The organism is Nocardia sp. SYP-A9097, assembly GCF_009649815.1.
Lineage (GTDB): Bacteria > Actinomycetota > Actinomycetes > Mycobacteriales > Mycobacteriaceae > Nocardia.
Window position 1 is genome coordinate 1 of the sequence record NZ_WJIC01000078.1, and the last position, 1,250, is coordinate 1,250.

Annotated in this window: 1 protein-coding gene; it reads left to right on the forward strand. The window is 67.7% G+C overall.

What is annotated here, in order from left to right:
- Positions 1-45: 45 nt before the first annotated feature.
- The coding region (locus GFY24_RS40805; RefSeq protein ID WP_153810465.1) for an IS30 family transposase at positions 46-1,250 on the forward strand (1,205 nt) is incomplete at its 3' end.

Sequence of the window (1,250 nt, forward strand, 5' to 3'; positions counted from 1 at the left end):
GGTGGATTCAAGTGGTGGATGCAACACCCCTGATCTGGAGTGTTGATGAGTCATCTGCCGTTGAAGTCGGTCATGTGTCGTTTCTGGGATCTGATCGGTGCCGGGGCCTCGGTCGTGGCCGCCGGGGCCGAGTGTGGGGTATCGGAGAATCAGGCCCGGCGGTGGGTAGCCGCCTCGGGCGGGCTGCGCCCGGTATCACCGCGACCGGGGCCGCGGAGGCGGCCCCGGTTGAGTTCGGTTGAGAGAGAAGAGATCGCGGCCGGGGTGGCGGCCGAGAAGTCGATCAACGCGATCGCCCGCGGATTGGGACGCGCGCCCTCGACGGTGATGCGCGAGATCGCCCGCAACGGCCATGGCAAGGGCGGCACCGGCCGTTACCGGCGCCGGCACCGATTCGGGGCCGGACAGCGCGGGCGCGAGGCGGGACCGACCTATCGGGCGAGTCTGGCCCAGCAACGCAGCGAAGCGCGGGCCCGGCGCGCCCGCGCCGGGAAACTGGCCTTGGATCCGGTATTGCGTGAGCTGGTGCAGGATCGGTTGACCGCCAAACTCAGCCCCGAACAGATCACTGGATGGCTGGCCGCGACCTACCCGAACCGACCGGAGATGCGGGTGTCCCACGAAACCATCTACAAGGCGTTGTACGTGCAAGGGCGCGGCGAGCTGCGCCGCGAACTCACCGCGTGTCTGCGTACCGGGCGGGCGATCCGCAAACCCCCGCGCACCACCGGAACCCGCAGCCCGCGAGGAAAGTTCGCGGGCATGGTCAACATCAGTGAACGTCCCGCCGAGGTCCAAGACCGGGCAGTGCCCGGTCACTGGGAAGGCGACCTGATCATCGGCAAGGAGCAACGCTCGCAGATCGGCACCCTGGTCGAACGCGCCACCGGGTTCGTGATGCTCTTGCACCTGCCCGGCGACCGCACCGCCGACACCGTGGCCCAGGCCATGATCACCACGATGGGGCAACTCCCCGCACAATTGCGCCGCTCCCTGACCTGGGACCAAGGCGGCGAGATGGCCGCCCACGCCCGCATCGCGGTCGCCACCGATCTGGACATCTACTTCTGCGACCCGCACTCACCCTGGCAGCGCGGCAGCAACGAAAACACCAACGGCCTACTGCGCCAATACTTTCCCAAAGGCACCGACCTGTCGATCTTCCCCGCCGACTACCTCGACTACGTCGCCGCCCAACTCAACACCCGCCCCCGCAAACGCTACAACTACCGCACCCCCGCACAAGTACT